This is a genomic window from Pleomorphovibrio marinus (assembly GCF_003347495.1).
Lineage (GTDB): Bacteria > Bacteroidota > Bacteroidia > Cytophagales > Cyclobacteriaceae > Pleomorphovibrio > Pleomorphovibrio marinus.
In genome coordinates, this window is the sequence record NZ_QCXY01000004.1 from 477762 (window position 1) to 502942 (window position 25181).

Annotated in this window: 16 protein-coding genes; 3 read left to right on the top strand and 13 right to left on the bottom strand. The window is 46.7% G+C overall.

Annotated elements, in window-relative coordinates; genetic code table 11:
* The first annotated feature begins 2180 nt into the window (after positions 1-2180).
* Together DB520_RS13565 and DB520_RS13570 are read left to right on the top strand one after the other, a co-directional pair.
* On the top strand, positions 2181-2417 hold the full coding sequence (locus tag DB520_RS13565) for a hypothetical protein (protein ID WP_114750239.1): 237 nt from the start codon (positions 2181-2183) through the stop codon (positions 2415-2417).
* Complete coding sequence (locus tag DB520_RS13570; RefSeq protein WP_114750240.1) at positions 2390-2743, top strand: type II toxin-antitoxin system RelE/ParE family toxin; 354 nt, start codon at positions 2390-2392, stop codon at positions 2741-2743. The genes DB520_RS13565 and DB520_RS13570 overlap by 28 nt, the downstream gene beginning before the upstream one ends.
* Positions 2744-2906: 163 nt before the next feature.
* Here DB520_RS13570 and DB520_RS13575 read toward each other — a convergent pair whose 3' ends face one another.
* The 13 genes from DB520_RS13575 to DB520_RS13635 all read right to left on the bottom strand — a co-directional run bounded on the left by DB520_RS13575 (position 2907) and on the right by DB520_RS13635 (position 24466).
* A complete protein-coding gene (locus DB520_RS13575; RefSeq protein ID WP_114750241.1) occupies positions 2907-4925 on the bottom strand; it encodes an FAD-dependent oxidoreductase in 2019 nt (672 codons plus the stop codon).
* A 1-nt stretch (position 4926) separates the two neighbouring features.
* On the bottom strand, positions 4927-6708 hold the full coding sequence (locus tag DB520_RS13580; protein WP_114750242.1) for an arylsulfatase: 1782 nt from the start codon (positions 6706-6708) through the stop codon (positions 4927-4929).
* 8 nt (positions 6709-6716) lie between these two features.
* Positions 6717-8408 (bottom strand): FAD-dependent oxidoreductase, encoded by a 1692-nt coding sequence (locus DB520_RS13585; protein WP_114750243.1) that lies wholly within the window; start codon positions 8406-8408, stop codon positions 6717-6719.
* 84 nt (positions 8409-8492) lie between these two features.
* Positions 8493-9233, bottom strand: coding sequence for a 3-keto-disaccharide hydrolase (locus tag DB520_RS13590; RefSeq protein ID WP_114750244.1), 741 nt, complete (start codon positions 9231-9233; stop codon positions 8493-8495).
* Positions 9234-9270: 37 nt separating this feature from the next.
* Positions 9271-10662, bottom strand: coding sequence for a Gfo/Idh/MocA family protein (locus tag DB520_RS13595; RefSeq protein ID WP_114750245.1), 1392 nt, complete (start codon positions 10660-10662; stop codon positions 9271-9273).
* Positions 10663-10707: 45 nt separating this feature from the next.
* The gene (locus DB520_RS13600) at positions 10708-12411 is read right to left on the bottom strand and encodes an FAD-dependent oxidoreductase (RefSeq protein ID WP_114750246.1); all 1704 of its coding nucleotides are present in this window, start codon (positions 12409-12411) and stop codon (positions 10708-10710) included.
* A 63-nt stretch (positions 12412-12474) separates the two neighbouring features.
* Positions 12475-14187, bottom strand: coding sequence for an FAD-dependent oxidoreductase (locus DB520_RS13605; RefSeq protein ID WP_114750247.1), 1713 nt, complete (start codon positions 14185-14187; stop codon positions 12475-12477).
* 45 nt (positions 14188-14232) lie between these two features.
* Entirely contained in the window at positions 14233-15921 is a 1689-nt protein-coding gene (locus DB520_RS13610; RefSeq protein ID WP_317047763.1) for an FAD-dependent oxidoreductase, read from the bottom strand.
* A 33-nt stretch (positions 15922-15954) separates the two neighbouring features.
* A complete protein-coding gene (locus DB520_RS13615; protein WP_114750249.1) occupies positions 15955-17604 on the bottom strand; it encodes an FAD-dependent oxidoreductase in 1650 nt (549 codons plus the stop codon).
* Positions 17605-17613: 9 nt separating this feature from the next.
* Positions 17614-19290 (bottom strand): RagB/SusD family nutrient uptake outer membrane protein, encoded by a 1677-nt coding sequence (locus DB520_RS13620; protein WP_114750250.1) that lies wholly within the window; start codon positions 19288-19290, stop codon positions 17614-17616.
* Between the two features lie 11 nt (positions 19291-19301).
* Complete coding sequence (locus DB520_RS13625; protein WP_114750251.1) at positions 19302-22649, bottom strand: SusC/RagA family TonB-linked outer membrane protein; 3348 nt, start codon at positions 22647-22649, stop codon at positions 19302-19304.
* An 86-nt stretch (positions 22650-22735) separates the two neighbouring features.
* Entirely contained in the window at positions 22736-23743 is a 1008-nt protein-coding gene (locus DB520_RS13630) for a FecR family protein (protein ID WP_114750252.1), read from the bottom strand.
* Positions 23744-23860: 117 nt separating this feature from the next.
* Entirely contained in the window at positions 23861-24466 is a 606-nt protein-coding gene (locus DB520_RS13635; RefSeq protein WP_232834968.1) for an RNA polymerase sigma-70 factor, read from the bottom strand.
* A 306-nt stretch (positions 24467-24772) separates the two neighbouring features.
* On the opposite strand from DB520_RS13635, the gene DB520_RS13640 reads away from it, so the two are divergent.
* A complete protein-coding gene (locus DB520_RS13640; RefSeq protein ID WP_198675335.1) occupies positions 24773-25153 on the top strand; it encodes a GIY-YIG nuclease family protein in 381 nt (126 codons plus the stop codon).
* Positions 25154-25181: the final 28 nt, after the last annotated feature.

A 25181-nucleotide genomic window follows, 5' to 3' on the forward strand; every position in this document is an offset into this window, starting at 1 on the left:
AATTAAGATGAGTTGCAGTAGATTTTTTTTCATATTAAAGCTCTTTAACCCTTAACCTGAACCTTTCGTTTTCGAACCCCTTTGGGATGATTGCCCCAAATGTGATTATGTTTATAGCAGCACAGTCCATAGGTTGGATCTCGATTTCAACATCCGTCCTGTTACATCTGGATCTGAGACTTTGGGAAACCAATTCCCCGCATGAGTAGGAAGCAAACCTTCCTATTAACAGTGAGTTCTGTTCATAATCGATATCAATGTCCAAATATTCGCATCCGATATGTTCATGGAACTCGCCCTCGTTATTGATTAAGTAAAGTGCTTCCCTGTCTTCTATCCCGTAGTTGTTGAATTAGCAAGACACGGATGAAAGATAAGAAACCGGTACGATATCCTCCCCGCAATCAAAGAGATCGCATCCCCCCAAGGGAAAAAACAACAAGGCAAAGCATATAAGTTTTAGGTTGTCCATTCCTCCTGGGTATTTAGATCTTTAAAATAATTGTCAAGCAGCCACAAATTACATAAAACCTACTTATGTAGGTTTAGCAGTTTGTGCTGTAGCTTTTGGTTACTCATTATTATTGGTTTATTCCCAACTTAGATATTGTCCTCAATATAACGCTTATCTCCACGTAATGAATGCTCATTTGCCAAGTTTCTATTATTAAGCCGATTTTGTAGAAGAATCCACTAAGAAAGTGTTTGTGACTGACTTTTTTCCTAGTGAAATGGATAATGACAAAATATCAAAAAAAAGAAGCAGTCTTTAGTTTTTAAACTTAAAAAGCAGTTCGCAAAAGAATTTTAGAACCCCAGAAGGAAACAGAAAAATGCCCTCTAAAATGATTTCGGAGGGCATTTTTGTAAGTCAAGACCCATTTTGCCGAAAAAGTCTACCATGCTTTCCCTGCCTTCTTTCATATGTTTAAAATTTTTATTCAGCGGTCATATGGAATCTCGCAATGATAATCATCCCAGTGTGTGACGCCTGCGTCATGCTCGATTTCATGAGTTTATATTTTCTTTTCAGCGACAACTATTGTCAGATAGTTTAGAATACAGACAAGTAAACGTTCTTTTTGTCCCCGATCCGTTGGGCTACTCGGGGCAGGCTTTAACACAAAAAGTCTACGATCCCGATCCTTTTATCGGGGAACCAAAAAAGTCAAGTTAGGACTAAGTCTAGAGCCTTTAGGCCAGGTCGTGGGGAGGTCCTACCTCACCCGAGAACCAGCCACACGACTCTGAACGACTCATGACAGGCCACTAACAAAACCCTCATGACAAGCCTTTCTTCTGACAGCCCATTACTTAAGGGGGAAGACCAATGTTCCATTAACTCTTGAAAAGTACTCTGACATTCCCGTCTCAATCTACCTTACGTTCTTTTTGGTCCCGATAATCGGGATCAGAAAAAACCTGCCTTACCCGCAAACCAACCGCACTCCCCTGAGAAACTCAGGGCAGGCCTATTTTCTGACGGCCAGCCACTAGCGGAAAAGTTAATTCATTTACCATTTGATGTTTTTGATTTCGTCCGAAATAGGGTGTGATCACAAAAACATAAATCCTCAGACCACGGCAGTGGTCAAACCCCATTAGCTCCGTTTAGCGGAGTGGAAACCCAGGGAAATGAGCAAAACACGACCCCTCGAACCCAGGCAGGGGTTCAACTCAAAAGAACATGATCACTGGGAGGAACAAATTTATAAAGCCCGTAACACGATTTCGGGCTGTTAAGATTATTTCATTAATTTTTTGCTTCGGATTGGCGGTATTAATCCCCGCCTTATTTCGACCACCCCCTTTTTCCCCCTCCTAAAACAGGAGGGGGAGGAGCCCAATGATGATTTTCTTTTTGATGGTTGATTGATGCGGTGATGGTGGGTGGAGGATTACAAATCCGCATAATCTGTACTCGAAATTACACATTCCGAGTAGCGGGGGTAGCGGGTAGCGGGTTCAAAACCGGTAGTTCAAAAAAATCCCTGTGGATAAGGGTTCTCATAAAGGGATGATTATCAATTCCACTTGCCTGCCGCAGGGATTCCCCGGACGGGAATGATGACTTGTTTAATAGTTTAAGAACCGTCAAACAGTTGTAGTCACGAACAAATTAAAGACACATGTCAAATTAAATCGTTAACTTTACTTATGACCAAATGTGACAATCAGACATGAAACCAGAAGTAAAGTACAGGTTGATAGAAAAACTTATCCAGACAGAGGACGAAGAGATTTTGAGCCGGATAAAGGGGATTTTAGATAGCAAGGACATCTTTGCTGCCTCTGACGAAGACCTTGTAAATAGAGCAAAAGCATCCTTAAAGTCAGTTGAAACAGGCCAAACCAGAAATATCAAGGATTTTAAAAATGATTTTGAAGCATGGAAGGCCGAAAAATCTATTCGGTAGAGATTACACCTGAAGCCGAATTTTATTATTTGGAATTAGGTGAATACCTATACAAACATCAAACGCCTGCAGCAGCAAACAAAAAGTTGGCAGAAATACTAAGCATGGCAATTTCTTTGGAGAACCATCCAAACCGTGGTCGAATAGAGGAGAAACTTTCTTTTTTAGGAAAAAACCACCGTTTTTTAGTTTATCCCTATACCCCTCGTAAATCAATTAAGGTTATTTACTTTGTAGAAGAATCCACTAAGAAAGTGTTTGTGACTGATTTTTTTCCTAGAGAAATGGATAATGACAAAATATCAAAAAAAAGAAGCAGTCTTTAGTTTTTAAACTGAAAAAGTAGTTAGTGGAAAAATTGTTATTTCGCATATTACCCCAGATGGAAAAAGAAAAATGCCCTCTAAAATGATTTCGGAGGGCATTATTGAAATTTCTTAGTTTAGCCGATGGAAAGTCGTTTTTTAAATAATAAAGATGTTCTTTAGCTTACCTATCACGCTCCGGCACAAACAACACCGCATCGGCTACCACCATCCCATCGGCTTTTTCGGTGCTCACTTCCACGTAGGCGTCCTGCTCTGGGGAAAGGGAAAACTTGCCCAGATGCACCCATTCCCCACTGGTCTGTCCTTCCACACGGATGTCCTCTTCCTTCACCATGATTTCCTTGGTTTCATTTCCGTCGTGGAGCCTTAGCAGGGTTTGGGAACTGGCGTCCTGCACCCGGGAGAAATAGACATATACGTCATATTCACCCTGATCCTGAATAGCGGCATCAAAACGGACGGTGGCTTCCTCATCCGAACTGGCTTTCAGAAAACTTGGGCCATATCCTCCCCTTGCCTGGCTTTCCCAGTTTCCGGTGATGGTGACCCCTCTGTCATCGTCATTGTCCACCAAAATTTCGGCGGTGCTACCATCTGCCAAGGGATTTTCCTCCAGTTCGGCCTGAAGAGCCGTCACGTCCAGGTCCTGAACTGCCTCTCCCCTATCTATGGCCATGCTGGCCGCCACCGCAGAGGACTGCCCCAATACCATGAAAACGGGCTCCATACGTATGGAACCATAGGCAATATGGCTGGCAGACAGTGCCACAGGCACAAATAGGTTTTCCACCTCTCCCCGCTTGGGGATAATGGAGCGGTAAGAAATGGGGTAAGGGCCAAAGCCTCCTATTTCCACATTCCCTTCGTTTTTCACCATATCTTTCCCGTCTTTCTCAATGACAATACGCTGAATATTGTGGGAATCCATAGTATAGGCCGCCATGCCCACACCGTCATCCACCACCTCATCCCCCACACAGTTGGCTTCGGTCATTACATATTCCCCATCCATTCTCCTAACTTCCCTGACGTAGAGCTGGGGAGTCCAGTGGTCATTGTCCTCGAATTCATCCCTGGGGTAGCCCCATTCTTGCATTTCCTCCTGTATCTCTTTGGGAACCCTGGGGTCGGTCTTGTAGAAATATAATAGGGACTTGGTATAGAGGGTATGATCTTCTATAATCTCTTTCCTTTTTTCATAATCGCCCTCTGGATATTCATAATTGGCCCCTATCATATCAGTGGAAAATCCACCCCTATTGTTGATGTCCGTTTTATTATTGGGCATATGGCTCCAGATAAAATAGTTGTTCAGGCTTCTGCTATTAGGCTGGGCTTCAAACAGACGCACCAACAAGTCAAACATGGAAGGGTCATACCCTTCCGGCTCGGTGATTTCCACCCTGTTATCCGGGTCATTTGTCAGGCAAATACGGTAGTTGTAGGCCTGTATCTTATCATCCCCTGTGCCATCTGGCTGCAGTTCCTCGTCGCTGATGCCCCAAAGCAAACCACTGGAAGGGTCGCCTGGGGTCTGGTAAGGATCCACCCCGTCGGGGAATTGATGCCCGGTCATTAGTTGTACCCCATTATAGGTTTCCCCATATTTATCGTTCGACTCCCTTCCATACGCATAACTAACCCCTGATTTGGCCATCAGGTCCCCCTCATAGGTAGCATCTATAAACATCTTTCCACCCACCTTCCAATTCGTGTCCGATGAAGGCTGGCTTGATTTTTCCAGGGTTATTTGATTGATTTTCCCGGCCTCTACATCCGAACTTATGATTCTATAATCGTAATGCACTTCAATCCCCGCACGGTCCAGGTAGTCCTGAAAGGTGTTTTTGGCCACGCTGGGCTCAAAAATCCACTGTTCAAACTTCCCGTAGTGATCCCCCAGCCTTCTGTAGAAATCACGGGACAAGCCGGTGACAGCAAATTTGTTCCCTATATCGGTGTACCCCAGTCCCCCGGTGGTCAATCCACCCAGGTGCTGGGAAGGTTCTACCAGCAGTACCGACTTCCCCATGGTTTTAGCGGTGTAGGCGGCAATGACCCCCGCGGAAGTGGCCCCATAAATGACCACATCATATTCTTCTGCCTCCTGTTGTGGGGCACAGGCCCAGTGCCCTATCATCAACAGGGCCAGTAGGGTAATTTTAATTTTTTGTAACATCTTAATTATTTTTTTTATGATAAAACACCAAAGTCCGAAGATCCATTACTTCCCCATTGGGGATATCCACTGCACGCAGCGTCAATTGGTTCCGGCCTTCCTCAAGTTGAATGCTTCCCAGTTTCATGGTTTTAAAATCCTTGACATAAGACTCCATTCGCTCAACCCTGTCGTTTTCCATTCCCCTCAATGGCGGGTCATGTGCAGCATCCACCTTAAATTCTAGGGAGCCATCCCCACCAGTGAGCCTCACTTTGGAACCTACCTGATCTTCTGGGCAGGTAAAATAAGCCTCTACTTCATATTCTCCGGACCTCAAGACCTCCACATGCCATGTGATGCTGTCATTTTTTGAGGTCCAATGGGTGAAAAATGAGTCATTGGGAAACTGGTTGGACCGTTGAATGCCTCCATGGGGAATTCCGTCCCTGGCAGGCATCTGGGTGAGTGGCGCATCGGCATGACCGAGCGGAAAGGGGTCAGAGGGTTTTTCCTCAGAAAAACGCATTTCCTTTTTCCATGCTTCCTTTTTCTCTATCATAGCTCGGGCTACGTCGGCTTGCCGTTCTTGGATAGGTGTGGTTTGTGCAGGATCTGACACCATGTCAAAAAGCTGATCATCCTTATCTAACCTGTACTGTTGGCTCCTCACACCGATATTCTTGTTCCAATGACTAAAAATCAGCCTGTCCGGCCAATCTTCCACCTTCTCACCTTGCAATAATGCAGCAAGGCTAATTCCATCCAAAGAAGGGCTTTCGGGCAATGCAATTCCCGTCAACTCTGCCAAGGTGGGCAAAAGGTCGATGGCACCCGCGATTTGATCGATCTCCCTTCCCTCCTTAATGGCTTTAGGCCATTGGATATAGAAAGGAGACCTGACACCCCCTTCATCGGTGGAACCTTTTCTACCCTTCATGCCTCCATTCCATCTGAAACTATTGGGGCCATTGTCACTCAAATAGATTACGATGGTGTTCTCCTCCAGTCCCTGCTCCTCAAGTGCATCCATAACACGTCCTACGTTCCAGTCAATATTCTCACACATGGCCAAAGCTGCCTTGGTAAACTCCACATCTTCACCATGGGCTTCAGGAAGGAGCATAGGCAGGGACTTGTCCTTGAATTTATCCCACCACTCGTCCGGAACCTGCATGGGACTGTGAGGGGTGTTCAGGGAAAGGTAGAGCAGGAAGGGTTTATCCTTATGCTGCTCAATATAGGCAATGGACCGGTTTGTGAAATCATCCACCAGGTATCCCTCCCCTTTTACCAGGCGACCATTATGTTCAAGAGGGGGGCTAAAATAATCCCCCCAATGTCCTGAGCAGAATCCATAAAACTCCTCAAAGCCCCGGCTATTGGGGTGATAAGGGTGCTGCATGCCACTATGCCATTTCCCGAAGGTGGCGGTCGCATAGCCAGCTTCCTGAAAGTAATTGGCAAGGGTACGTTCAGAAAGGTCCATTCGTTCCCTTCCTGCTGAAGTACCTGTCACCCCACTTCTCAGGTGATACCGCCCCGTAAGCAGTTCGGCACGGGTAGGTGAACATACCGGGCTCACGTAAAAATGCGTGATGCTTGCACCATTAGCAGCAATGGCATCTATATGAGGGGTTTCCAGGTTAGTATTCCCCGAGGAACTCAGGTCTCCCCACCCCTGGTCATCGGCAAGAATGATCACTACATTGGGTGGCGCCACTTCTTCCCGTTTCTCCTCACAACCCCATAATGTTAGTCCTAGAAAATAAAGTAATATGCAGCATTCGAGAGGCTTTTCCATCCGTTGAATTATTCTGCTCCCAATATCCTGTCTTCCATGGTAAGCACCTGTCCGTCTTCCAATAGTCGCTCTCTCAATTTTGCATATTCCACATCCTGCACATTGATGCCCTCATCTAGGGCCATGATGGCGGCAGTAGCGGCAGATTGCCCCAAAATCATAAATACCGGTTCCATACGTATGGAACCAAAGGCGATATGACTGGAGGATACGGCAACAGGAACCATCAGATTTGTGCATTCCTCTGCCTTGGGCACCAAAGAACCATAAGCGATTTCGTAAGGCTGGGGAAGGGGAACACCTATATCCCCTTCATTGTGTACATGCCCGTTCTCATCGACATACCTCTGTATGTTATGGGAGTCAATGGTATAAGAACCCATCCCTACCGACTCAGGGGTTGGTTTTTTCTGCAACAGTTCATTTTCGGTCATAACGAATTTACCTATCATCCTTCTGGCTTCCCTTACATAGATCTGATGGGGCCAATTACCATTATCGGTAAATTCGTCCTTGGCCAATCCCCATTTCTGGAATTCTTCCTGGGTTTCCTTGGGCACCCTTGGGTCATTTGCCACGAAGTAAAGTAAGCCTTTTTGATAGTCCTCATGTTCCTTAATGATTTCCTTTCGCTTTTCATAGCTGGCCTCGGGATATTCATAGTTCATTCCAATATTATCAGAGCTGAAAGGGCCATGGTTGTTTGTGTCTGTTTTACGGTTGGGGATCATATCAAATTTACCGAACCATTCATCCCATCCCGCATCAAAGATCCTCACCAATAATTCATACTGCGTGGAGTCATAATTGTCGGGTCTGGGGAATGGCACCTGATTGTCCGGATGGTTGGACATACAGGTCCTGAAACAATAGGCCTGAACCTTGTCGTCCCCCTCCCCTTTTTCTCCGGGATGGTCTGGGCTGATCCGTGGAAGAAGTCCGGAAGAGGGATCTCCAGGAGTCCAATAAGGGTCAATGGGCTCATCCAATACCTTAAAGTGATGCCTGTGGTGATAGACTCCGGTTTGTACTCCGTTCCACTCTTCGTCATATACGGAATTGGCTTCCCTTCCCACATGGTAACTTACCCCCGCAGCGGCCATCAGATCGCCCTCGTAGGTGGCGTCAATAAACATTTTTCCTTTGAATTCCTTTCCGCTTAGGGTCCTTATGGCGGTGATCCTGCCATTCTCTACGGTGACCCCGCCTGACCTGTCCAGCCATTCGTCCTTCAGCACTTCAATTTCATGATCACGTACAAAATCCTCATACACCTCCTCTGCTACATGGGGTTCAAAAATCCACATGGTGCGGAACTCCCCATCTAGAGCGGGAGTACCCTGGCCTTGGTTGCCAAACTCCGACTTCTTCTCCCATTTCCAGGCATCATCCACCTGATATTTATCGTACACACGCTGGTAAAATTCCCTAGAGAGGCCGCCAATGACTTCCTTTTTCCCTGTATCGGTCCAGCCCAGACCTCCGGAGGAAAGCCCTCCCAGATGGACATCGGGGGAAACCAAGACTACGGATTTACCCATTTTTTTTGCCTGAACGGCAGCAGTAACAGCACCTGAAGTGCCACCATATACGACCACATCATAGACATCCTCATCCTCACTTTCGAAATCACAGGCCATAAAGGCCAAAAAGAAGACCGATGCCAATAGCATTGTTTTTACGCTCAGTTTTTGGTTCATATTTTTTGGTTTTTTGTTAGTTTATTACTCCATGATTTATTCTTACAAGGTTAAGGACAGTTCTTGAAGTAGGTAAAGAAGGCCTCATAACACTCTGATTTTTATATTTCTAAATGCCACTGGATCTCCATGATCCTGAAGACCTATGCGACCCTTCCTGACTTTGGCATAATCAAACTCGGCAAACTTGCTGTTGGCCACCAGTTCTTCCCATTCGGGGGATCCCATTTCAGCCTCCACTACTTTTTCTCCGTTTAGCCAGTGCTCCACTTGACCTTCCTGGACTACTATCCGTGTGTGATTCCATTCTCCAGGAGAATTGGATGCCAAAACATCGGGTGCTTTTAGATCGGAAATGGCACCTGTTTTTTGAGTATCCAGTAGCTCTTGTGGGTAATTTTCATCATCAATGAGCTGAAACTCGGGGCCCGTATGATGGATTCTGGGATACTCAGGGGCTTCTATCACGTGATAAAACACCCCACTATTTCCCTGGTCTTGAATTTTCCAATCTACCAGAAGTTCAAAGTCCTCAAATTCAGCGTCCGTTACGATATCCCCATTTCCCCCTTCGGTGTACAATATGCCACCTGCCACCTGCCAAGTAGTTTCGTCTCCCAGGTAGGAGTGCCAGCCCTGGGTGGATACCCCGTCAAACAGTAATTCCCAATCCTGCGCCTTTTCGGTATCTGTAAGCGTATTTAGGGCTAGTTCGTTGGTTTCAATAGATTTTTCCCCGGCCCTATCTTCCTTCGATTCATTGGGGCTACAGGCCATTATCCAGATTAATAAAAAAGGTGTATAAATGAATTTTGCTGATTGCATACTGTGATATATTAATACAGGTCTATTTTTCCGATGGTTAAACCGCATCCACTATTTCCATTTTCTCCGGATCCCAACCCATGATCTTTCTTTCTTGGTAGCTGATATTTCCTGCCTCTGTGGGGCCACAGGTTCTCAAACCAAAGACAGCATCTTCCACTACTGGCTTACCTTCACGGATGGATTCAAAGAAATTGACAAAGTGTTCGTACCTGTCCCCCTTATAATCGGATGGCACCTTATAGGAAAATTCCCTAGGGCCTTCCATTTGCGCACGCCTGGGATACTTTTTGAAATATTCCTCTTTGAATTTCTCCTGCATCTCCTCAGAAAACGAATTGATGGACATGCCGGGCGCTTCGGGCATGGGCGTCCGTCTCAGCGTGAGGCTGTCAAACCCAATGGATATATCCCCCTCCGAACCCACTATTCTGAACAGGTATCCCCCACCCCCTCCACTAATCAGGTTGGTGCGGAGGGCAAGGTTAAATGCGGGATGCTCTGGGGTTTCGGGATAATCGTAAAGTCCCAAATGAATATCGGGAACATCCCTGCCGTCTTTCCAATACCGCAAGCCCCCGGTGGACATCACCCGGTTGGGGCCCTTTGAACCAGTGACGAAATGCAGCATGGAAAGCATATGTACATACAGGTCACCGGCCATGCCTGTGCCATAATCCCAATAATTACGCCATCTGAAAAAGCGCTTAGCCTCCCAGGGCCTTTTAGGAGCCTGGCCAAGGTAGGTGTCCCAGTCCACCGTCTCCGGGGAGGCATCGGGCGGTATGGAATATTGCCAGGCACCGATAGCACTTTGCCTGTCGATTTGGGCCTCGGCAAAATTGATCTCACCTATCTCTCCTGCTTCTAAAAGTTCTTTGGCCTTGGCATGGATAATGGAGCTCACATAGTGGCTGCCTACTTGAAACACCACTCCGGTCTCCTTTTGCTTCTTAATGACACGGTGCCCTTCCGGCGTTTTCTGCACCATTGGCTTCTCACAGTAAATGTGCTTGCCCTTGTCCATGGCGTCTAAACAAATCTTCTCGTGCCAATGATCAGTGGTGGCATTGATCACCGCATCTATATCGTTTCTTTCCAGGATTTCCCTATAGTCTTTCGTCACCATAAGGTCTTTCCCCCATAGCTCCTTGGCGCGTGTCAGCCTCCCATCATAAAGGTCACAGGCTGCCACCACCTCCACTCCGTCTACCATCAAGGCAGTGTTGGTATCCCCTATACCCATGCCCCCGGTGCCAATCACCGCTATCCGGATGTTGTCGTTGGCAGCTATGGATTTTCTCTTTACCAAATCCAGGTATTGGGGTAATTCCCTGGTCTGTGAAAAAGCCAGTGGAGATGCCGCGGTAAGTGCCGCACCGGCACTTAGTTTTTTTAAAAACTCTCTTCTTTCTTTAGGTTGACTCATGCTGGGTGTTTATTTAACTTAGATTAATGTTTTTATGGAGGGGATTTACACTTTCCATGCTGTGTGCACGCCCTGCTTTCGAATATAGCTTTGAAATTCCTGAAGTAACCCCTTATCCTCTCTCACTTTTCTAGGAGGCACAGATTTGTTCTTGGCAAAAGCCACCAAATACCCCACTGCCTCCCCAATACTCCATTCCACCGGATGCAACCTGTAGCAGCCATTGGTGATGTGAGTGGTTCCAATATTTTTGTTTGCCGGAATTAGGTTGTCCATGGTTTCAGGCAACAGTGCCCCCAATGGTATCTGAAAGGGGAAGGAACCGAAATCAATATAATTATTTCCTGAGGTGCTGGGATGCAAATCTATATGATAAGTACCTATCCCAACACTATCCTCAAACTGCTTGGCATTATCGATGTTTGGGTTCCCAGTGACCAGTGCCCTGTTCTCCCTGCCCACATGCTCCTCCAATATAGTAAAAACCGCCTTAATTCTTCTCGACTCTCTGACATAAGGGTATTTGGCCATACCGTCTTCAGTGCCCATGACATCGGGCCTCAGTCGTAATCCCGGCCAGCCCTGGCCCCCATCAGCTCTGGGCGCTTCGGTTTGCATCCAATACAGTAAGGACAAGTTAAGTTGTTTGCTTTGTGCTACATGCTGCTGAAAGGTATTTTCATCCACATCAATAAGGCTTCCCAGAAAATAGTCATTCTGGGGCCAATTTACCACTGTGATATCTCCTTTATAGGTACCCGGCTTAAAATTTTTCCTGTGAGCCAATCGTCGGTAATCCCATAAATTCAACAAATCCCCGGTACTTCCCTCCGGATTGAATCCCAACAATTTGGGTTCAAGGGTGGAAGGGTTGGAATAATGCCAATCCAACAGCTTCCCCGACCAGGGCGGATGCATCTCCGGTTCAAAGTTTCTCCAAAAAGCGTAATCCTTAGGTTTGTCTATGGTAAAATCTTCCCCCTCCACATGATCAATGGCAAAACAAAGGGTAAAAGCCTGGTCATTGTCCGGATCCGCCTGTTCCGGTGCATGCAGCTCCCCGGTTTGTGCCTTTGATTCAGCACCTGTCACATATGCGGTATTGGTGAGTGGCAACAAGTCCCCAAGCTCCGTGGCGTCCACGAAATAGGGGGCTTCACAGGTAATTTCCCTTCCGCTTGACAAGCTTTTAAATCTCACAGCCTTAACCTTATGATTGCCGGAATCTGCTCCCACCACCTTATGACTGAGCAGCAGGGTAAGTTGCCCATTGCTCAAATAAGGGGCAAGAAACCCGTACATAACGGCAAGGGCCACTTGTGGCTCATGACTCATTCGTCTGGCACCGGTAGCATTACCTGGGTTTAATAAGGGGTTTGCCCTAGCCTCATCGGTCATGGGGTAATGGGTTCGGTAATACTCCCTGACTGCATTGCGATAGTCCCTGTAAAGCTGGGTAGCACCGGTAGTTTCAATATGGCTATGTTCATCTGGAGGTACCCCTTGTTGGGTGATTTGTCCACCTATCCAGTCGGTTTCTTCGGTGAGCAGGACGCTGAGGCCATTTCTGAGTGCCGCCATAGCTGCTGCAAAGCCACCCAATCCGGCACCTGCAATTGCCACGTCCACCTTATACCCCGATTCTTGGGCATTGTTTAGCTTAGATTGGGAGGCGGTAGACCAAAAAGGTAAGCCCAACCCTGCCATACCGCTTATGGACATTGTACCCAAGAATTCCCGTCTCTTCATAGTTGCATAGCATTGTATTGGTAATGGAAGATTACTTAATCCTAATTGAATCCAATCTTTCCCTTATTTGTGATCCAGAATTTGATTACCCTTTTCGAGCAGAGTGCGTAGCTCCTGGTAAGGCACATCCTGAACGGCCACACCTTTGTCAATGGCCAAACTGGCGGCTGCCGCTGCGGACTGACCAAGTACCATAAATACCGGTTCCATGCGAATGGAGCCAAATGCAATATGGGTAGAACTCACACAGACAGGCACAAGCATATTTTCCAGTTCCCCTCTTTTGGGCACTATGGACCTGTAGGGAATGGGATAGGGGTCCCTCACGTGCGCCTCCACATTTCCTTCGTTTTGAACGTACCCGTTATGGTCCACATAGCGTTGAACCATATGGGAATCCATGCCATAGGCGGCCAGCCCCACTATATCCTCCACAGGGTCCACCATGCGCTCACAGTCCCTCTGCGTTACCACATAGTCGCTGATCATTCGCCTTGCCTCCCTTACATAGAGTTGCGGCGTCCAGCCTTCTCCCTCCTCAAATTCATCCTTGGTCATGCCCCATTGGGACACTACATCACGAACTTCCTTAGGGATACGTGGGTGGTAGGCCAATGTCCACATCAGCCCCTTCTGGTATTCATAATGCCGCTGTGTAATGGCCTCCCTCTCGGCATAGCTACCCTCTGGAAAGTCAAAGTTTTGGCCGATAAAATCTGTGGAAAATCCCTTCTGATTATTGGTGTCTGTCTTGCGGTTGGGCATGGGAGTGTTGATCCAGGGAACGAGTGGGTCACCATAATGGTACATTTCCGAAATTTCCCCGGTCCTGGCCTCATAGTTTCTAAACAATAGCTCATATTCCAGCTCATTGTAATCTTTAGGCTTCTCAAAGGGGATTCTGTTATCGGGATGATCGGTTAGGGTCATACGAAAACAATAGGCCTGAATGCCCTTGTCCCCGGATCCGTCAATCCCCGGGCCTCCTTCAATGATAAAAGGGAGAAGGCCGCTTTCAGGATTGCCTTTTTCCACATAGGGATCCACTCCCGGGATAAAATTATGGTGGACGGCATTTCGGGACACCCCCCCTTTTAGGGTGACGTTATAGTAATTTGCCTGCACCCCGTTCAGGGTTTCCCCATATTCATCGTTGCCTTCCCTTCCATAGGTATAGGATACACCTGCCGCTGCTATAAGGTCTCCTTCATAGGTGGCATCCATAAACATCTTTCCGGAGTACCTTTCTCCGGACTCCATGGTGATGGCCACCAATTTATTGTTTTCCACCTCGGTGCCACTTTCCCTGTTCAGCCGCTGTCCGGTGATGGGTGTGATGCCCTCAGCCCCCAACATATCGGCATATACCTTTTTTGCGGCAGAGGGCTCAAAGGTCCACATAGCCTCTTCCCCTTCCACCGACCTGCTTTGACCGGGTCTGTTGAAGTAATCCGACCTGTCTTGCCACTTCCAGTGATCCGGGTTGTCGTAATACTTTTTGATATTGATGTAAAACTCCCTGGAAATTCCTCCTATGGCTTGCTTATTTCCGATATCTGTGGCACCAAGGCCTCCAGTGGTAAGCCCCCCCACATGCTGGGAAGGTTCTATTAGCACCACGGATTTTCCTTGCCTGGAAGCCTCAATGGCTGCTGCCACCCCGGCTGAGGTTCCTCCATAGATGACAAGGTCATAAGTCTCTTCTTGACTATAACTGGTAAAAGGCTGGAAAAATAAGCCAAGGCTTGCTAGAATAAGGATAAATTGGATTCGCATTTTCTGTTTGGATCTAAAATTACGTTCAGTTCTATATATTTTCTACTATTCTATTCTTTGTCCATAATTGATGAGGCTCTCTTTCAATTTAGCATAGGGAAGTTCGTGCAATTTCATATCCTCCTCCAAAGAAAGCGCAGCAGCAATGGCCGCAGACTGTCCCAACACCATAAATACAGGTTCCATTCGGATGGAACCAAAGGCTACGTGGGTGGAGCTCAAGCAAACGGGAACCAGCAGATTATCCGCTTCCCCCTGCTTGGGAATAATGGATCGGTACCCCACTGGATATGGGCCTGCCACACTGCTTTGCATATTTCCTTCGTTTTGCACAAACCCATTGGCATCCACATAGCGTTGGGTATGATGGGAGTCCATTCCGTAAGCGGCCAAGCCTATGGGGTCTTCCACCACTTCCAGACCTTCGCAATGATGTTGAGTCATTACCAGGTCACTTACCATACGGCGGGCTTCACGGATATAGAGTTGGCTGGGCCATCCATCCTCCCTTTCAAATTCGTCTTTGCATGTTCCCCATTGAGAAACTTCCTCCCTTACCTTGTCAGGAATTCTGGGGTGATAAGCCAGAGTCCACATTAGCCCCTTTTGATAGTCAAGATGAGCTTGGGCAATCTTTTCCCTGTCCTCGTAGGAAGTCTCGGGGTACTCATAATTTTGCCCGATGAAATCGGTGGAAAACCCGTATTTATTATTGGTGTCTGTTTTTCTGTTAGGCATGGCCGAATTTGCCCAAGGGATAAAACCTCCCCCATAGGTGTACATGTTTTCTAGGTCATCGGCGGCCTCGAAATTCCTGAATAGCAATTCATAATTCAAGGTGTCATACCCTTCTGGTTTTTCAAAAGGAATCCGGTTATCCGGATGGTCTGTAAGGCACATGCGATAACAATAGGCCTGTATATGATGGTCTCCCTCCCCTTCTACACCGGGGCCTCCTTCTTTGATATAGGGGAGCAAACCGCTGGAAGGCTCTCCTTTAATCACATAGGGATCAACTCTATCCACAAACTCATGGTTTCTTGCGTTTCGAGCCACATTGCCCCGCAAGGATACATTGTAGCGATGAGCCTGTACCCCGTTTAGAGTTTCATCATAGGTTTGGTTCGATTCCCTTCCCAAGGTGTAAGATACCCCTGCAGTGGCCATGAGATCACCCTCATAGGTAGCGTCCATAAATACACGGCCTTTATAATCGGATCCGTTTTCCATGGAGATGGACCGAATAGTTGCCCCCTCCTTAACCACCCCTGAAGCACGATTTAACCTTTCTCCATATACGATGGTGATATGGTGTTCTGCATCCAGCATATTCTTGTAAATGGATAAGGCAGCAGAAGGCTCAAAAGTCCATCGGGATTTTTCCCCTTCCTCTGTTCGGGAATAAGCCACGCCCTTGTAATCCTCTTTATCTTGCCAGTTCCAGTTTTCGGGTCTTTCATAGTACTGATATACCCTTTCATAAAATTCCCTGGATATACCTCCAATAGCCTGTTTATTCCCAATATCCGTCTGCCCTAATCCACCGGTGGTAAGCCCACCCAATCGCTGGCCGGGTTCAATGAGGATTACCGTTTTCCCCATCCTGGAGGCCTGTATGGCAGCGGCCACACCTGCTGAGGTGCCCCCGTAAATGACCAGGTCATAGGTTTGTCCCACAAGTAGGAAAGGGCTGAAGAAAGCCAAGAAACCAAGTAGTGCGAATCGCTTATTCAAGGTTAATCCCATATCATGTCTGCAATTTTGAACCTATTTACTACCCCTGTTTTCCAATAGAGGGTCATTTTGGAGTATGGTTTGTACCCGGTCCACAGAAACCTCCTGAACCATCACGCCTTCGTCTATGGCCAAAGAGGCTGCCACCGCCGCTGACTGGGCCAACACCATAAATACTGGTTCCATACGGATAGAACCAAAGGCAATATGCGAGGAAGACAGGGATACTGGCACCAGTAAATTGGTGCATTCCTCCCTTTTGGGAGTGATGGCCCTGTAGGCTATGGGATAGGGGTCAAAGCCATGCACCTGTATATCCCCTTCATTCTTTACATTGCCATCCACCACTATGCGCTGGATATGATGCGAATCCATTCCATAGGCAGCCAGGCCAATTTGATCATCAACCACCTCATCTCCCACACAGTTGTTTTGCGTCATTACGTATTCTCCAATCAGCCTTCTCCCTTCTCTTACATACAGTTGATGGGGAAAGTTGTCGTTATCGGTAAACTCGTCCTTGCAATACCCCAGGGCCAGCATTTGGTCCCTTAATTCCTTGGGTACACGTTCATCATGCCCCAGAAAGTAGAGCAAGCCCTTGGTGTAGTCCTCATGGGCTTTCCATATACGGGCTCTGGTTTCATAATCAGCCTCAGGATATTCGTAGTTCATGCCTATCATATCCGTCGAAAACCCTCCTTTGTTGTTCACATCTATGATCCCGTCGGGCATGGTCCAGCGTATCAGCAGGTAATCATCTATATCGGTGCTTTGTTGTACTTCTATCAACCTTAGCAATAATTCGTACCTATCAGAATCATAGTTCTCAGGTTTTGTGATGGGAGCCTGGTTTTCCTTGTCCTTGGCCAGGCAGACCCGGAAATTATAGGCCTGCACCTTGTCATCTCCGGAGCCATTTGGTGCCAATTCCTCATCGCTTATTCCCCATAGCAGGCCCGACTCAGGGTTTCCTTTTTCCACATAGGGATCCACCCCATCCGGGAACTGATGCCGGTTTACAGGAGGCCTGCTAAAGTAATTGACCTTTATGGAGTCTATGTCATCCGGCAACTCTTCCGGGTAAAGCTGTACTCCATTCAGGGATTCCCCATAGGTGTCGGATGATTCCCTTCCCACATGGTAGGAAACCTGGGCATGGGGAAACAGGTCCCCCTCATAGGTACAATCCAAAAATACCTTTGCCTTTACGGATAGGTTGTTCTCGGCATTGTTGAAACTGTCTTCCAACAAGATGGCATGCAGCTCAGTGCCGTTTTTTTCAGCTCCCACAATCCTTTTTTGAAAAAGGATGTCCAGGTCCGCTTCCTCTACATATTCCTGAAGGGCATTTGCGGCTACGGAAGGTGCGAATCGCCATTCTTCCTCCTTGCCATAGTACTTGCCCACTGTACGGTAAAAATCCAATGCCAAACCTGATACTGCTTCTTTATTGCCAAAATCCGTCCATCCCAGTCCCCCTGTGGTCATCCCGCCAAGGTATTTTCCGGGTTCAATCAGCAAGACGGATTTACCCATTTTCTTGGCAGAATAGGCAGCCATTACACCCGCTGCCGTTCCACCGTAAATGCATACATCCACTTCCAGGTGATGGTCCCGCTCCCCATTTGGGGAGCAGGCCATCCACTGAAAGAAAAGGGTAAGAATTATTAATCGCTTCATCCTCCCGTTTTAATAACCCGGGTTCTGGGTAAGCGCAGTATTGGTTTCCAGCTCTATCCTGGGTATGGGCCATAGATAGTCCCTATTGGGGTTGAAGCCCCTGTTTTCTATCACCACCAGTTCGTTGGCATTGGATATATGGTCATAAGAAGGAGTGCCAATGGGGTCTATATGTGGGGGTTCATTTAACCATCCCCCGCCATCATAGCGGTTAAGCCTTCCTCTGTAAGGGCCAGGCATCACTTCTTCGGCAATTCTCCACCTATGGATGTCAAAGTACCTAAACCCTTCTATTCCCAACTCATGCCTTCTCTCCTTCCTTACGGCATTCCTCATCTCCTGCTGGGTTTTGCCAGACTGGATAGGTGGCATTTCAACAGAGGGCCGGGTTCTTAACGCATTGATTGCCTCATAGACTGATTCGTCGATTTCATTAAGTTCCACCTTTGCCTCGGCGTAGTTCAATAATACCTCACCGTACCTGATTAAGGTTAGGTTTTGATCACTTGAAAACACGTCAGTGGGATTGTTGGCTACATCAGCATGCTTTCTGTATAAATAACCGGTAAAACTGGCAAAGGCATGAGCAGACTCGATGTTTTCCACCCTTCTGGGAGGATCCTCTCGAAAATCCCAAGTCATGGTACTATCGGGGTGTGTTTCGAAGATATGATTTACCAGCCTAGACCCTGGAACCACCAACGTATAATGTAACCTTGGATCCCTATTTGCGAAGGGGTTATTCACGTCATAGAGTGGAGACTGATCTATGGGCAGCCCATCAATACAATCATAAGTGTCCACCATATCCTGAGGAGGCTTTTTGTTGGAGTGACCCAAAGCCATCCTGGACCAGAAGTTACCCGGCAAGTTATGGGTTTGAACCCCTCTCAGGTATTGGATCCTTAGGATGACCTCAGGTGAGGTGTCACCTCCATGGTCGAAAAGGGCTTCGTAGTCATCATCCAGCCGGTAGATGCCAGCGTCCATTAACTGCTTTGCAGCAGCTGCAGCCACATCCCATCTTTCATTCCACAAGGCCACTCTGGATTTAACGGCCAATGCTGCCCCTTTACCTATCCTATCTTTCGTATTCACGTCCTCATGCAAGTGATCGACTATGGCGTCCAATTCTGCAAGCACAAAATCAATTACTTCGGATTTGGGAGTTCTTGGCATTTCGGCGTCATCCAAGGTTACCATTTCCGTAAGCAAAGGGACGTCCCCATATAACTCAGCTAAATAACTGTAGAAATAAGCCCTAAAAAACCTTGCCTGGGCCACCATGGCATCATATTCCGCGGCCCCAATTTCATCTCTTAGGTGGACGGAATTGCTTACTATAAAATTGACCCTGCCAATGGCCCTGTAAAAGTGAGACCAGAATGAATTGGTAAACCCATTATCCGAGTTTTGTTCTCCCCTTCCCAAGGCTTGCAGTGGGCTACCATTTCTATCCCAGCCATCATCAGAAGCAAAATCAAAAGAAAGGTACCAGGCTATTCCCGCCGGCCAAAACCACAGCCGGTTATAAACCCCCGTTACCGCCATTTCCAGTTCGGTGGCATTGGCAAAGAACGTATCGTCAGAGGGCTGATCCAGCGGTGCCCGTTCCAGGTAATCTTCACAAGCAAATGCTGCCATCAATACAGCAAAACACACGCATATTCTTATAATTCTTTTCATGATAGCAGTCTTTAGAAGTTAACATTTAATCCAAGGGTATATACAGACATCTGTGGATACCATCCCCCGTTGCTAACAGGAGCCTCGGGGTCATAACCTTCATAAAAATTGGTTACCGTAAAGAAATTCCTTCCACTTACATAGATCCTGGCCCGCTGAATTCTAAACGCATCCAAGGCCGGCTGGGGTAAGGAATAGCCCACTTGGATATTCTGGCCCCGCAAGTAAGAGGCATTTCTCATCCAGAAACTGGAGTTCTGTTCATTGTTTACCTGGTTCCAAGCCAACCTGGGGAAAGAACCGTCAGGGTTATCCGGTGTCCACCTGTCCTTATGCTGTTCCTGCACAGTACCTCCTAAATAAAAAGGCATAATACCCTGACCGAACAGGTAACCATCAGCTTGGCCTACCCCCTGCAAGAACAAGGAGAAATCCCAACCCTTATAGTCTAAATTGATCCTGGCTCCAAAGGTATGCCTGGGTATAGGACTACCTATTACTGCCAAATCCCGGTCATTAATGACACCGTCACCGTTAATGTCTGTGTACTTTATGTCTCCAGGAGCCACGTTACCAAACTGGGTAGCGTGGTTGTCCACTTCTTCCTGGGATTGGAAAAGCCCTTCAGAAACATAACCAAAAAAGGACTGGATAGGATACCCTTCTCTATTTACTTGGAGCCCAGTATCCTGAATACCTCTCATATCCAACACCTCATTGTGTACGTCGGAATAATTTAGCGAAATGCCATAATTAACCTCCCCTATTTTGTTTCGGTAATTTACCATTACATCCACTCCACGATTCAACACTGTTCCAGCATTCTGTTGTGGGGCATCTAGTCCAAGGGTTAATGGGATATTCAATGGAAGTAAAATATCCCTGGTGACAGTATGGTAGTAGTCCAAGGTTACATCCAATTTCCCCCAGAGGTTGAATTCAAGTCCTATATCGGTCGTCTCTGAGGTTTCCCATAAAATATTTGGATTCGCCATTGCATTCAATGCAGCACCTGGAGAATTGGCATTGTTAAACACATAATCCTGCCCTCCACCACCTATTGAAACAAAGGCGGAATAGGGATAAAAGTTTGGTACTCCTTGCGGATTGACCACATTTTGGTTGCCCAGTTGGCCCCAGGATGCCCTTAATTTGAGGTGGTCGATAATATGGGAAGTCCCTTGCATAAAGGATTCTTCGGATATTCTCCAACCCGCAGAAAAAGAAGGGAAAACGCCAAAACGGTTATCTTCACCAAATCTGGAAGAACCGTCCCTTCGCATATTGGCCTCAAAAAGGTAACGGTCGTCATAATTGTAAGTCACCCTACCAAATAAAGAACTCAAGGCCCAATGGTGTCCGGAGCCCCTAGTCAACTCATTGGCCCTATTTCCCGCATCTATATACTGATATTGTGGTAATGGGAAGACTTCCCTATATGCTGAAATCCAATTGTTTACCAGATCCTCTTGCTGATACCCCCCAGTGAACCCGAACGTATGCACATCATTGAAGGTCTTATCCATGGTGATTATAGCACGGAGGTTATTATACAATTCCCTGTCGAACCTTTCGGTAAGGCTGTTTCTTTGGGGAATAAAGAAAGTGGGGGTTTCCCCATCCCTGGCATAGGTCTGGGTGGTATTGAAAAACCGCTTTTCTTGGGGATTTATAAATCGTGGGGCGTACATGACCTCGGCGGACATCCAGTCCGTGATCTTATAGTCCAATCGGAAGTTGAGTACGGCATCCAGATTTTGATGCGTCCACGATCCGCCGTCTTGGGCCCTGGCCAAGGGGTGGTCGCCATTCCATCCTTCTCCCCATCGTCCATTGGACAAAACCCCCACCTCGTTCGCAGGAATCCTTCTCATCCAGTGGAACACATAGCCTGTCCCGTTCGCTGGTTGGTTACGTTCCGTTCTGCGTAAAAATATATCCGTGGAAAAGGTCAACCTATCTGTAATGTCTATATCAGTGTTTAATCGGATATTTAACCGGTTGAAATCAGTGTTAGGGATAATTCCATCCTGGTTGAAATAATTGATGGAACCAAAAAGCCGAGCCTTTTCACTACCTGCATTGATATTCACGGCGTGACTCTGAATGGAAGCGGCATTACTCATGGTCAATGCCTGCCAGTCGGTGTCGGGAAACCTGTCGGAAGGCATGTTTGCCCGGTAATCCTGAAGAAAGGACTCCGAATATTGTGGGGCATTTCCGATATTGGTAAAGGCCTCATTGGTCATTTCCATATGGTCTAACGCACCCACGATATTGGGCATCCTTGTAGGCAATTGTACCCCAGCATAGCCATTGTAACTTACCCTGATTCCTTCTACCCCTCTTTTTGTAGTGATCAACACTACACCATTTGCGGCACGTGCACCATAAATGGAAGCAGAGGCAGCATCCTTTAGAATAGATATACTTTCTATTTCGTTTGGGTCCACATTGTTGATATCCATTTCTACGCCATCAACCATCACTAGTGGATTACTGTCTCCAATTGTCCCTACTCCCCTGATACGAATGGCTCCGCCATCCGCACCTGGCTGACCGGATCGTTGGGCAATTGTTACACCTGGGGCTATTCCTTGAAGGGCCATGGAAGTCTGCCCCACGGGTTGGTTGATGATTTCATCCGAGGTTACTGTACTAACAGATCCGGTAAGGTTTACCTTTTTCTGGGTACCATAACCCACTACCACCACTTCATCCAAGGAGGAAAGGTCCTCTCCCATTACAATTTCAAACTGGGTCTGGTCCCCTACTTCTACCCGCTGGGATTCATAGCCGATAAAGGAAATCAGCAGTACGGCACCATCGGGTACCTCTATGGAAAAGTTTCCGTCAATATCCGTAGCGGTACCAATGGTGGTCCCTTCCACCACAATGGTAGCACCAGGAATCCCCTCTCCATTTTCATCCACTACACGACCGCTCACTTCATGTTGGTCTATCTCTACTGATATGGAAGAGGGGGAAGCTAGATTGTCATTTACTGCTACAAAGATGGAGTTGTCCACCTGTCGGAATTTCAATTGGGCAGCCTTCCCTACTTCCACCAAAATATCATTTACAGACTGCCTTCTGTTGTCAATTTCTATAAGGGGTTTATTGGCAAGGATATCTTCCGGAAATACAAAGCTGTAGGAAGTCCTGGACTCCAGGGTCCTGAAAATGTCCTGAAGCTGCCACTCCCCTTTTTTGAGACGTACAAAAGTCTCATCCACAGGCTTAATTTGCGCATTTATGTCATGGGCCATCAGCGTGCTCATCAGCACACATTGTATAATGAGCCCATACAAAAGATTTTTTGATACCATTTTGATTAGGTACGGTACTTTTTCTTTCATAATTTTAAAGGATTTTGAAGTTTACACTTTAAGGTTAGCAGGGTAAATGAATTCATTTGGCGATGGAGCGTTTACCCTGTTTTGGTTTATGTCATAGGCACGTTGTTTTTTATGGTTACAATTTTACCCCTGATCTGAAACTCGAAGCCCGTAGAAAAGCTCAGTCCAGTCAGAATGTCTTTTAGGTTTTTATTTTGGAAGGTTCCGATAACCTTCCTATCCATATCCAATTCGGGATCTATACGCATTTCCACCCCATACCAAGTCTCCAGGTTCCGGAGAATATTACCAAGAGGCTTGCGGTCAAACATCAGCTTTCCCTCCTTCCAGGCCGTGACTCTTTCCTGGTTAAACCGTGTGACGATGGGTGACTCTTCCTTTTTCTTGGAATCCCAAAGTGCCATTTGTCCGGGTGAAAGTTCCACTCCTTCCGACAGTTGCCCTACCTTTACCCGCCCTTGGGTAAGTGCCACCTTAAAGGTTTCCCCCCTTGCCATGACGTTAAATTGAGTCCCCAGGGCAGTAGTGATAAGCTCATCCGTCTGGACCCGGAAAGGACGAAGGGAATCTGGGGCAATGTCGAAGAAAGCTTCCCCTTTAAGGTTTACCAAGCGCTGATCCCTGCCAAAGGGCATGCTAAAGGAAATCTCCGACTGGGAATTTAGAATTATCTTGGTGCCATCACTCATCTTCAGGTTAAGCTTTTCCCCTGGACCAGTGACACGCACAATGTTTCTGGAGGCTTTTACCTGGCTCTCTTCCGGATTATTTTTGTGATAGAGCAGCCCTTCTCTTAGAAAAAATGCAGAAAAGAGAATCAAAGCAATATTGGCGGCAACCCGCATGGCCTTACTCCAAAGAATCAAGGATTTGTGTTTCTTTCGGTGAACTCCTACCTTATGGTGAATGCGGTTTAATAAATAGTCATAATCTGCTGAGGGCAGGGATTTCCCCTTGGTATTAAACCAATATTTTTCAAAAATGGTATCCAGCTTCTCCCTGGAACCCGGCATTTGTAGCCAATCCCTTACCTTTTGGGCTTCTTCCGGGGTACATTCCCCATTTAAATACCTTATGAGTAAACCTTCTTCCAATAGAAATGATGGTTGTTCTAGGAGTGTAAAACAATTAAGGGCTTACTTACTTAATGAAAAATGAAAAAAAATGGCTTTTTCTATAGGATAGAACAAAAACCCCTATAAACCAATGGGTTAAGGAGATGTAAAAATACAATAAACCAAAAGTAACAATGGGTGCTGTAGCAATTCCAGTTTCAAGGTTTTGGTGGCAAGGTACAGGTGGTGCTCTATTGTCCTTTTGGAAAGGTTCATCCTCGCGGCAATTTCTACTGCACTTTTCCCTTCCAGCCTATTTTGCTTGAACACCTCTCTTTGTACCTGGGGCAACTTTTCTATCAAGGCAAAAGCAGTTTCTTCAAATTCCCTGGCAGCCAATTCATCATGGGCATTTCTCACCCCTGCCCATAATTCTTCCGGGACTTCGCTCAAGCCGCAGCCCGTCCTTTTGTCCCTCAGGTAATTATACATATAATACTTAACGGATTGAAACAGGTAGGACTTGAAACTTTTTTCAGGATCCAGTTCCTTTCGCCGCTCCCAGATTCTCACGAAAACTTCCTGAACTGCCTCCTCTGCAACTTCCCGCCTCTTGAAAAAGGTCAATGCAAACCCCATCACCCTTTCAGCATACCGGTAATACAGTTGGTCGAATGCCTTAGCATCACCCTTGGTTAGCTTTTTTAAGAGCTTTTTATCCGTATGTTGCTTTATCTTTAGCATATCCATTAGGAAAGCCATTACTCAGCAACAATTTGGAGAATTGGGAAAAAAAAGGTTTATTTTGCTGGGTTTATGGCTAATTGTTTTTAAAGTTAGGCAAATATTGGAAAATCCAAAAACCCCTCTGATGTAAAAGGGAAATAAATCCTTTAAACACCCAAAGGGATTTAAGGAATTACCTAATCCCAGGCCCAAAGGGCCTGTACAACAATAACCCAGGATGCCGACCCACGGCAGGAAGATCGTCTTGAATGCCCAACTCCGAAAGGGTTGTGGGCGGGGGGAATGGTGCCGCAGTCCCCGGGTTTCACCAGGGGGTTATGGTTGTTGAAATCCATTAGCAAAAGAGAAGAAATAGCATCATTAGCTAACCTTTACAAAATAGGGTATTCCCGGACAGCCGTAGCTGAACGGATAAAACATGCGGCAAAGGAACCAACGTATCTAATGGTCGAGGTGGATTATGTGGCAGGATGGAAATGCTACAATATGAACACCCAGAAATTTGAACAATTGATCCACAACTTCTTTGGCTCCTCCTGCCTTAACATTGATGTTTTTGATGAAACGGGTAAACGGTACACTCCCCGGGAATGGTTTATTGCTCCCTACCGGGTGATCGAAGAGGCGATTGCGCTGCTTATCAGCGGCGAAGTCGTGAAATATCGCTATGATGCGGAGGAGGAGCGGATTGTTTTGAGGTAGGTTATGTTTTTCTCAGGGTTTATATTAT

What these genes read in the sequence shown, in the direction of transcription:
- DB520_RS13565 (WP_114750239.1), top strand. Translation starts at nt 2,181, where the DNA reads ATGAAACCAGAAGTAAAGTACAGGTTGATAGAAAAACTTATCCAGACA.
- DB520_RS13570 (WP_114750240.1), top strand. Translation starts at nt 2,390, where the DNA reads ATGGAAGGCCGAAAAATCTATTCGGTAGAGATTACACCTGAAGCCGAA.
- DB520_RS13575 (WP_114750241.1), bottom strand. Translation starts at nt 4,925, where the DNA reads ATGTTACAAAAAATTAAAATTACCCTACTGGCCCTGTTGATGATAGGG.
- DB520_RS13580 (WP_114750242.1), bottom strand. Translation starts at nt 6,708, where the DNA reads ATGGAAAAGCCTCTCGAATGCTGCATATTACTTTATTTTCTAGGACTA.
- DB520_RS13585 (WP_114750243.1), bottom strand. Translation starts at nt 8,408, where the DNA reads ATGAACCAAAAACTGAGCGTAAAAACAATGCTATTGGCATCGGTCTTC.
- DB520_RS13590 (WP_114750244.1), bottom strand. Translation starts at nt 9,233, where the DNA reads ATGCAATCAGCAAAATTCATTTATACACCTTTTTTATTAATCTGGATA.
- DB520_RS13595 (WP_114750245.1), bottom strand. Translation starts at nt 10,662, where the DNA reads ATGAGTCAACCTAAAGAAAGAAGAGAGTTTTTAAAAAAACTAAGTGCC.
- DB520_RS13600 (WP_114750246.1), bottom strand. Translation starts at nt 12,411, where the DNA reads ATGAAGAGACGGGAATTCTTGGGTACAATGTCCATAAGCGGTATGGCA.
- DB520_RS13605 (WP_114750247.1), bottom strand. Translation starts at nt 14,187, where the DNA reads ATGCGAATCCAATTTATCCTTATTCTAGCAAGCCTTGGCTTATTTTTC.
- DB520_RS13615 (WP_114750249.1), bottom strand. Translation starts at nt 17,604, where the DNA reads ATGAAGCGATTAATAATTCTTACCCTTTTCTTTCAGTGGATGGCCTGC.
- DB520_RS13620 (WP_114750250.1), bottom strand. Translation starts at nt 19,290, where the DNA reads ATGAAAAGAATTATAAGAATATGCGTGTGTTTTGCTGTATTGATGGCA.
- DB520_RS13625 (WP_114750251.1), bottom strand. Translation starts at nt 22,649, where the DNA reads ATGAAAGAAAAAGTACCGTACCTAATCAAAATGGTATCAAAAAATCTT.
- DB520_RS13635 (WP_232834968.1), bottom strand. Translation starts at nt 24,466, where the DNA reads ATGGCTTTCCTAATGGATATGCTAAAGATAAAGCAACATACGGATAAA.